The sequence below is a fragment of the Streptomyces sp. NPDC004721 genome, assembly GCF_053601495.1.
In genome coordinates, this window is sequence record NZ_JBSGBZ010000145.1 from 1 (window position 1) to 2,190 (window position 2,190).

The following is a 2,190-nucleotide window of genomic DNA, read 5'->3' on the forward strand; positions in this document are numbered from 1 at the left end:
GCATCACAGATTCGCCGGCGTCCCGGACGGACACAACCCACATTTTCCCGGCCTCACGGCGGCCGGCGCAGCCGGTCTGGGTTACTGACACGAAAAATTGAGTCAGTGCTGGTCAGGCCGTCGCGGTGATGGGTTCGAAGCGGACGGTGAGACCGAGGCGGTTGGCTTCCTTGGTCATGCGGTGCATGGCGCGTTCGGGGTCGCGGCGGGTGAAGTAGTCGGTGCCGAGGTCCTGGTAGCGGGTCTTGTTGCGGAGGATGTGCCAGATCGCGACGGCGAGCTTGTGCATCACCGCGACCAGGGCCCGCTGCCGGCCGCGGCGGGCGGCGATCCGCCGGTAGTAGGCACTGAGATAGCCGTCCTTGCTGCGGCTCACCGACATCGCGGCAATGCCCAGCAGCCGTTTGAGGTTGCTGTTGCCTGGCGAGTGCGGCCGGACTTGGCGACGCCGGCGGATTCGTTCATCCCCGGGCAGACCCCGATCCGGGAGGCAAGGTGCCCGGCAGTGGCGAACTGGGCCATGTCCCCGCCGGTCTCGGCGATGATGATCCGAGCGGCCGCTGGGCCGATGCCGGGGATGGAGTCGAGGTTCTCGACATCCGTGTTCCGTTCCAGGCGGGCCAGCAGCGCGGTGATCCGCGCATCCAACTGGTCGGCCACGTCGGCGAGATGGTCGATCGCCCAGGTAGTGCCGGCACATGAACGCGTGGTGCTCGGTGAAGGTGCCGTCCAGCGCCTCGACAAGAGCCGGGATCTTGCTGCGGGCCCGGCGGATGGCCAGCTCGCCCAGTGCCCGCGGGTCCCGCTCGCCGTCGATCAGCGCGTTGAGGATGGCGAACCGTTCCGTCTTCAGCGTCCACGTTCCCGGCCGCTTCGCGCACGGGGTCCGCACGCACGCCAGCAGGAACTTCTTGCCCAAGTCCAGCCCCGCTGCCCGAAGATAGAGAAGCTCGTCCTTCACATCCTGTCTGGCCATCGATGGATCCTTCCGCACGCGTGCTCGTACCAGCGAGCGCCCGGAGGGATTTGGGAAGTCGCTGAGTCTGACACACGCGCTCCCGACCGCCGTAGGGCCGCCGTGACGCAAACATGGCCGAGGCCGCCCCCGACTGGCTGACTGCGCTGATCACACCGGAGTGGGGCAAGCGCTACGGGCGGAAGGTGGAGATCGGCAAGCTACCGGGCGGAAAGGCGGCGGTGACCGAGCGGGCCGAGCCCTTGCCGACCTGCTCACCGACGGCATGGCCATCGCAAGTCGCTGATCCCGGCCGCCCGGACCTGTCTTCCCCGAAGGCAAGCAGGAAGCCACTGAAGCCGGAGGTGATTCGCTCCGGCAACTCGCTGCACAGGCAGCTGTTGGAGGCATATGGGCTGGTTTCCTCGCTTCTGGGCCGGGCGATCGCCGGGCGTAAGCAGGCTGCACGGCAGTCACCGTGCAAGGAGGACGACCGTGCAGCCTGTCCAACTAGTCTGCTCCCCGAGCAGGTATCGCCACCACGGAACCAGTATCGAATGCCCGGGCGCAGCCGAAGAAGGTCGCCGGCAGGTTGAACTGCTCGAGCAGCCTCTGCAGTCGCCAGATGCCTGCCCTAGTGCCGTAATCGAAGATCGGCTCCGTCGCGGCGTCGGAGTCCGGCTGGCCCGGCTGGGCCTGGCCGAGCACCGTACGCGCTGGAGTCGTTGCAGGCCGCCTTGGCGACGCGGCGAGCGTTTCCCCGCCGGACGGCTCACGCCCATTCCTGTTTCGCGACGAGGTCCCGCAGCGCCAGCAGTGCCCGCGCGCACTCCTCCTCGCGGCCGTGGAAGCGCTGAGCCGGCACAGGGACGCTCACCGCCATCTGCTGGCCCGCCACTTCGAAGGCCACGCCCGCCGCGCAGATGCCGTCGCACTGCTCTTCATAGTCGTAGGCGACTCCGGCCTCACGGATCTCCTTCGCCTGTTCCAACAGATCAGGGAACTTGATGATGGTGCGCGACGTGAGAGCCGGCAGCCGCGGAGGAAGAAGCTGACGCATGCGGCTCGGCGTGAGCGTGGCCAGGATCGCCTTCCCCGGGGCGCAGGAGTGCAGGGGGAAGCTCTCCCCCACCGCGCTCGCCGCTCGCAGGCGATGGGGCGCTTCCACCTGGTCGAGAAACGTGATCACCCCTCCGTTCAGCACCGACAGGTCCACGGTCTCCACCAGACGAGCG

General features: G+C 67.9%; 3 protein-coding genes. All 3 read right to left on the reverse strand.

Annotated features, from left to right (window positions below):
• Positions 1–112: 112 nt before the first annotated feature.
• Complete coding sequence (locus ACWEK3_RS42290; protein WP_453252261.1) at positions 113–376, reverse strand: hypothetical protein; 264 nt, start codon at positions 374–376, stop codon at positions 113–115.
• Positions 373–660 carry a transposase gene (locus tag ACWEK3_RS42295; RefSeq protein WP_453252262.1) on the reverse strand — a complete coding sequence of 96 codons (288 nt, stop codon included), beginning with the start codon at positions 658–660 and terminating at the stop codon, positions 373–375. The genes ACWEK3_RS42290 and ACWEK3_RS42295 overlap by 4 nt, the downstream gene beginning before the upstream one ends.
• Positions 661–1,727: 1,067 nt before the next feature.
• Positions 1,728–2,190, reverse strand: a 463-nt coding sequence (locus ACWEK3_RS42300) for an IclR family transcriptional regulator (protein WP_453252263.1), incomplete at its 5' end; no start/stop codon positions are given.